Genomic DNA, 6,318 nt, shown 5'->3' with positions numbered 1-6,318 from the left:
ATCAACAACACCGAATGGCACACTCGTACCGGGCCGACGCACAGGTGTCGACGTGGTTACACCGCATCGTCGTGAACGCCTGCCTCGATCGAATCCGGCGAGATAAGTTGCGTCCCACGGTTTCTCTGCCCGAGTTCGATATCCCGGCGATGGCCAGCCGCGAGGATCGTTATGCTGCGGTGGAACTGTCGATGAGTATCGGGGCCGCGCTCGCCCAGCTTCCTGCAGAGCAGCGCGCCGTCGTGGTCGCGCTCGACGTCGAGGGCCTCAGCATCGCAGAGACCGCGCAACGTCTGGGTGTTGCCGAGGGGACGGTCAAGAGCCGATCGTCGCGGGGCCGCCTTCGCCTGGCCAAACTGCTGGGCCATCTGAGAGACGACTCATGAATGAGATATGCCGCGAGATGGCGGGAACCGTTCGACAGCCGCCGACGTCTTATCTGGCAATGACGTCCTACCTGGCAACGAAGTCTTATCTGGCAACGAAAGAGCTACGTCACGTTGTCGACCGCAAGAATCGGGGGAGTAGGTCCGCGTCGCGATGAACCAGTCTTATCCCGAACCGCCCTACTCGGAGGAGCTGCTCGCCGACTTCCATGCCGGCGCGCTACCCGACGACGTCACCGCACACCTACGCCGACGCATCGCCGACGATCCATCTGCACTGCGCGTGCTCGCCGCACTCGACCGCACCACTGACGCGCTCCAAGCACGTCCGCTGGAGCCAGTACGAGTTCCCGGGGACGTCGACGCCAAGATCACCTCGACGCTGGCCGCCATCCGGGCAGAGTCAGTGCCCGCGGCGTCACATGCAGCTGCACACACGTCAGCAGAGCCCGTCGTCGACCTCGCCCAACGTCGGCGGCGTCGGTCGCCCTCACGTGCGCGAATCGCCGCAATAGTCGTCGGGACTGCAGCGGCGGTCGCACTGCTGGTCGGAGTTGTCACCGCAGCACTGACGACAACCGACAATGCGCCGGACCGCGGGGTGCAGGCACAGCGGTCGTCGGCCTCGACGGCCGCCTCCGGTCTCGACGGCGTCGAGAAGGCCGCCGCACTGTCAGTGCTGGGAAAGCGCGCACATGCTCCCTTCGACTCCGACGCGGCGCTGCGGCGCTGCACGGCAGCCAACGGCGTCCCCACATCCACGCCTGTGCTCGGCTCCGGCGAGATCACCGTCGGCGGCTCGACCCGAGCCGTCATTCTGCTCGGCACCGGTGTCGCCGGTAGGTTCGACGCTCTCGTGGTCGACCGGGACTGCGATACCGGCAATCCGGCCACCGTGTCACGGACCCGGCTCGGCGGCTGAGCGACGCGGCGCCGCGAGCAGCGGGAACATCTGCCCTTAGGCTTGTGTTGAACGAGCCGACAACGCGTACCGGAGAACCGGCAGCACAAGCGCGTCGCCACAAGCACGGAGGATGGATGAGCACCACAGACAGCGACCAGATCCACGACCTGATCATCATCGGGTCAGGACCGGCGGGTTACACCGCAGCCGTCTACGCGGCGCGCGCCGAACTCGCTCCGATCGTCTTCGAGGGAACCCAGTTCGGTGGTGCCCTGATGACCACCACCGAGGTCGAGAACTATCCCGGCTTCCAGAACGGCATCCAGGGTCCGGCACTCATGGACGAGATGCGGGAGCAGGCCATCCGCTTCGGCGCCGATCTGCGCATGGAAGATGTCGAAGCCGTTCGGCTGACCGGCACGGTCAAGGAGGTCGACGCAGGGGGCGAGACCTATCGCGCCAACGCTGTCATCCTGGCGATGGGCGCCGCGGCCCGATACCTGGAGATCACCGGTGAGCAGGAACTGCTCGGCAGGGGAGTCTCCGCATGTGCCACGTGCGACGGCTTCTTCTTCAAAGACCAAGACATCGCGGTCATCGGCGGCGGCGACTCCGCGATGGAAGAGGCTACATTCCTGACCAAGTTCGCACGCAGCGTGAAGCTGATCCACCGACGCCACGAGTTCCGGGCGTCGAAGATCATGCTCGAACGTGCTCGTGCCAACGACAAGATCGAATTCGTGACCAATGCCGCGGTCACGGGCGTGATCGGTAGCAACTCGGTCACCGGCCTCGAACTGACCGACACGGGCTCCGGCGACAAGCGCACCATCGACGTCACCGGCATGTTCGTCGCGATCGGCCACGACCCGCGCAGTCAGCTCGTTCGCGGTCAGGTCGACCTCGACGACGACGGCTACGTCAAGGTGCAGGGCCGAACCACCTACACATCGATTCCCGGTGTGTTCGCGGCGGGCGACCTCGTCGACCACACCTACCGACAGGCCATCACCGCAGCCGGCAGCGGTTGTTCGGCCGCGATCGACGCCGAGCGGTGGCTCGCCGAGCAGGGCGACATCGAACCCATGCCGATCGAGGGCGACGTCGTGGCCACCGTGCCGCAGACCGCCTGACCTGCCGAATCTCACCCAACCCGCTACCCCGCACCACGTCCAGAGGAGGACACATCATGGGAGCAAACACCGTCGCCGTCACCGACGCCACCTTCAAAGACCAGGTACTGGAAGCCAGCGGACCGGTCCTCGTCGACTTCTGGGCCACCTGGTGCGGACCCTGCCGCATGATCGCGCCGGTGCTCGAAGAGATCGCGCGCGACCACAGCGACAAGCTGACCGTAGCCAAGGTCGACGTCGATGAGAACCCCGGCGTGGCCCGCGACTACAAGATCATGTCGATCCCGACCATGATCTTGTTCGAGAACGGACAGCCCACCAAGACCATCGTCGGCGTCAAGGGCAAGGCAGCGCTTCTCCGCGACCTCGATTCCGTTGTGGGGTCGAACGCCTGACCGACCCGCTGTCAGTGAGAACAGCCACACCCGTGGCACTCGTCCTGATCACCGTCGAACACCGAGCTGGTGTTCGACGGTGATTTGTACTGGGGATTCACCATTGCGAAGAGCCTTCGTCGGCCAGTCGGCTACGGACGGTAGCCTCGGTGTGATCGCACAGAGCCGATGAGTTTTGTTCGGGTGCCGTCACCTGAGACAATTCACTTTGGTTCACTGTCGTCCGTGCCCCCAACAGGCGACATGTCCATTTGAGGAGATGAGATGCCAACGTTCCGACTGGGAGATCGCGGGTCGGCAGTGGCCGAGATTCGATCGATCCTCTCCGGACAGGGTCTGCTCACCTCCACGCCGGGTCGACATGCGGCCGCCGAGGGCGACCGTCCGACCAGCGTCGACAACACGACACAACTGCAATCGTCGACAGCACCTGCGAACGGGCTCGGCGCAGCAGGCCGGGTCATCCACAGCACCGAGGACGCCCTCTTCGACACCGACGTCGACCACGCCGTGCGCGCTTTTCAGCAGCAGCGCGGCCTCATCGTCGATGGCATCGTCGGCCAGGCGACCTATCGAGCACTGCGCGAGGCCTCGTATCAACTCGGCGCGCGTGTGCTCCTCTACCGTCTGTCCGCACCCATGGTCGGCGACGATGTCGCCACACTGCAGAGCAGGCTCCAGAATCTCGGCTACTACACCGGTCTCGTCGACGGCGTATTCGGCGAAAGCACGCACAACGCGATCTGCCTCTACCAGAGCGAGTACGGCCTCTCCGCGGACGGAATCTGTGGGCCCGCCACACTTCGAGCGCTCGACCGACTCGGCACTCGTGTCACAGGCGGCTCGCCGTATGCCATCCGACAGGAAGAGCACGTTCGACGCTCCGGACCGCAACTATCTGGCAAGCGCATCGTCATCGATCCGGGAACCGCTGGGCTGCATGCGCTTTCAACTGGATCCGTTGCTGAACTCGAGTCCAGGGTGCTGTGGGATCTCGCCGCACGTCTCGAGGGTCGGATGGCTGCGGCAGGCATGGAGACCTTCCTGTCGCACGACGGCCGCGGTCACGCCTCCGACGACGAGCGCGCACGAGTGGCAAACCTCGTCGACGCCGACATGATGATCTCGCTGCGCTGTGGACACTATGACACTCCGGCAGCAAACGGCGTTGCCTCCTTCTACTTCGGCAGCAACCGCGGCTCGTACTCCACCATCGGACGCAATCTCGCAGACTTCATCCAGCGGGAGATCGTCGCGCGTACGCCGCTGACCGACTGCCGAGTCCACGAACGCACCTGGGACATTCTGCGGTTGACCCGCATGCCGGTCGCGCTGATCGACGTCGGGTACATCACCAATCCCGACGACGCGAAGGTCCTCGACGATCCGCACTACCGCAATGTGATCACCGAGGCCATCCTAGTCGCGGTCAAGCGTTTGTACCTGCTGGGTGAGAACGACCGACCCACGGGTACCTACACGTTTGCCGAACTTCTTGCGGCCGAACGTATTTCCGGGTTCTGATTCACCAGATTCGCCGCTCGCACCCGGGCATCTGCCACTTCGCTGCGCTGTGGCGCTAGCTGCTTCGCGCTCCGCTGCGACGTGCGGAGGGCACTGCCGCACGTTCCTGCCCCACCAGATCGATCGCCGCCATCACGACCAGCTTCTCCAGCGCGCTCTCGACCTCGAACTTCCAGCCGAGACCCTCGTCGAGCTCGAGTCGGAATCGCGGAAACCGTGGATGTGAGGAGATGACGTCGAATGCCGATTCCTTCAGCAGTCCCGCGTCGATCATGCACTGACCGCACAGATCGGGGCCCGGTCCGTCGAGGATCTCGCGAGCGATCTCGACGACTGCATCGTCCGACCAGGTACTGAGGTCCCCGAAATCTGTTGTGCTCGAGAGGTTTCGACCTTCACCCGGTGCCTGGTCGTCGAGATCTGTTGCAGGAGAGTCAACATCGCGCGGAAGGTCGGCAGAAGATCGAGACGCACCGTGTCGGATGCCACCATGCCTGACCAGTCCGAAGGCCTCGACGGCCCGCACACCGCGTCGGATCAAGTCGGCCACGACGGCATCGATGAGTTGATCCGCGGCTTCCTCGAATCCGGGTTCGGTACAAATCGATGTCAGCAGGACGGCATCTGCACTGACGGGTGACGTCGGAAAGCTACGCGACCTGGGGACGCGACTCGGCGGCGCGTAGAGTGCCGCGCCCACTACCACCCCTGTCGACGAGTCGATCGCGATCTGACCGCAGGTACCCCACTCCAGGAGTACCGAGGAGATCCACGCTTCTTTGTCGAACTCGCTCTCGAAGTCAGCGAGTCCCGACGCAATCGGTGACTCGATGCTCGAGCCAGAATAGCGCAGAGGAGCTGCGTCCTCGTCCGGCCGTGCAGGTGGCGCGTTGGTGAAGGAGGGATCGACTTCCCAGAACACACACCGACGCGTATGCGGGGGGAGCGACTCGAAGGACTCGAGATCAAGGCCGGAAATCGTGAAGTTCATCTGACACCGACCTGTGTTTCGGTGGTCGCGCGCCTCAGCACCGCCGCATTTCGGTTTCGGAGTGCAGCGCGAGCAGCTCTATACGTGAAATCTGATGCACCGCACTGTGTTTCACTGTTCTTGCGGTCGCTGTGTTGCTCGGCTGTCACTGTGACGAAACTTTCGGGTGTGGGTGGGTGTCGAAATCTCGGCAATGTCGGCGCTTCCGGACGCAATCATGCTCCAGCGCACCGGTCGGTCGACGCTAGGTCTTCGGGTCGATGAGTCCCACGATACGTTCGAGATCGTCCACCGATCCGAACTCCACAACGATCTTGCCCTTTCGCTTTCCGAGGCTGACGGTCACCCGTGTATCGAGACCGTCGGACAATCGCTCGGCGAGATCCTGGAGTCCCGGCATCTGCATCTGTCGCCGCTTGGCGGCGGGGGCGGGGGTCGACGGACCGTCCCCGCGATTGGCCAACGTCACCGCCTCTTCCGTGGCGCGAACCGATAGTCCCTCCGCGACGATTCGCGCAGCAAGCGCCTCCTGCTGATCGCTACCAGTCTCGAGGGAAAGCAGTGCGCGGGCATGTCCTGCAGACAGCACGCCCGCGGCGACTCGACGCTGGACGGGGATCGGGAGCTTCAGCAGACGGATCATGTTGGTGATCACCGGTCGTGATCGCCCGAGCCGGTTGGCCAGTTCTTCGTGGGTGACGTCGAACTCTTCGAGAAGCTGTTGGTAGGCAGCTGCTTCTTCCAAGGGGTTGAGCTGCGCCCGATGAATGTTCTCCAGCAGCGCATCGCGCAGCATGTCGCCATCCGGCGTCTCGCGCACGATGCTGGGAATCGCCTCGAGGCCGGCTTCCTGACTTGCCCGCCAGCGCCGCTCGCCCATGACGATCTGATAGACGACGCCGTCGGCGGTCGGGGCAGGGAGCTTGCGCACCACGATCGGCTGCATGAGGCCGAACTCTTTGATCGAGTGCACGAGTTCAGCCAT

7 protein-coding genes are annotated in these 6,318 nt (G+C 64.1%); 5 read left to right on the top strand and 2 right to left on the bottom strand.

The genetic code is table 11. The annotated features are described in order from the left end of the window. From GOOTI_RS15740 to GOOTI_RS15720, 5 genes are all read left to right on the top strand, one after another. On the top strand, positions 1 to 386 hold a 386-nt coding region (locus tag GOOTI_RS15740; protein WP_007239605.1), incomplete at its 5' end, for a sigma-70 family RNA polymerase sigma factor. Between the two features lie 154 nt (positions 387 to 540). Continuing rightward, the gene (locus GOOTI_RS15735; RefSeq protein WP_007239604.1) at positions 541 to 1,308 is read left to right on the top strand and encodes an RsmA family anti-sigma factor; all 768 of its coding nucleotides are present in this window, start codon (positions 541 to 543) and stop codon (positions 1,306 to 1,308) included. A gap of 116 nt (positions 1,309 to 1,424) precedes the next feature. After that, positions 1,425 to 2,423: a thioredoxin-disulfide reductase gene (gene trxB, locus GOOTI_RS15730; protein ID WP_007239603.1), complete on the top strand. Its 999-nt coding sequence runs from the start codon at positions 1,425 to 1,427 to the stop codon at positions 2,421 to 2,423. A 56-nt stretch (positions 2,424 to 2,479) separates the two neighbouring features. Continuing rightward, complete coding sequence (gene trxA / locus GOOTI_RS15725) at positions 2,480 to 2,818, top strand: thioredoxin (protein WP_007239602.1); 339 nt, start codon at positions 2,480 to 2,482, stop codon at positions 2,816 to 2,818. 264 nt (positions 2,819 to 3,082) lie between these two features. Then, positions 3,083 to 4,342, top strand: coding sequence for an N-acetylmuramoyl-L-alanine amidase (locus GOOTI_RS15720; RefSeq protein WP_007239601.1), 1,260 nt, complete (start codon positions 3,083 to 3,085; stop codon positions 4,340 to 4,342). Between the two features lie 55 nt (positions 4,343 to 4,397). Here GOOTI_RS15720 and GOOTI_RS15715 read toward each other — a convergent pair whose 3' ends face one another. Together GOOTI_RS15715 and GOOTI_RS15710 are read right to left on the bottom strand one after the other, a co-directional pair. Then, positions 4,398 to 5,333: a hypothetical protein gene (locus tag GOOTI_RS15715; RefSeq protein WP_007239600.1), complete on the bottom strand. Its 936-nt coding sequence runs from the start codon at positions 5,331 to 5,333 to the stop codon at positions 4,398 to 4,400. A gap of 244 nt (positions 5,334 to 5,577) precedes the next feature. Next, positions 5,578 to 6,318: ParB/RepB/Spo0J family partition protein (locus GOOTI_RS15710; RefSeq protein ID WP_007239599.1), on the bottom strand; the 741-nt coding region annotated here is incomplete at its 5' end.

The organism is Gordonia otitidis NBRC 100426 (genome assembly GCF_000248075.1).
Taxonomy (GTDB): Bacteria; Actinomycetota; Actinomycetes; order Mycobacteriales; family Mycobacteriaceae; genus Gordonia; species Gordonia otitidis.
The sequence above is the reverse complement of the archived record's forward strand: the minus strand, read 5'-3'. Positions and strand labels throughout refer to the sequence as shown.

Excerpts from the sequence above, each read along its gene's own strand:
- GOOTI_RS15735 (WP_007239604.1), top strand. The coding sequence starts at position 541 with ATGAACCAGTCTTATCCCGAACCGCCCTACTCGGAGGAGCTGCTCGCC.
- trxB (WP_007239603.1), top strand. The coding sequence starts at position 1,425 with ATGAGCACCACAGACAGCGACCAGATCCACGACCTGATCATCATCGGG.
- trxA (WP_007239602.1), top strand. The coding sequence starts at position 2,480 with ATGGGAGCAAACACCGTCGCCGTCACCGACGCCACCTTCAAAGACCAG.
- GOOTI_RS15720 (WP_007239601.1), top strand. The coding sequence starts at position 3,083 with ATGCCAACGTTCCGACTGGGAGATCGCGGGTCGGCAGTGGCCGAGATT.
- GOOTI_RS15715 (WP_007239600.1), bottom strand. The coding sequence starts at position 5,333 with ATGAACTTCACGATTTCCGGCCTTGATCTCGAGTCCTTCGAGTCGCTC.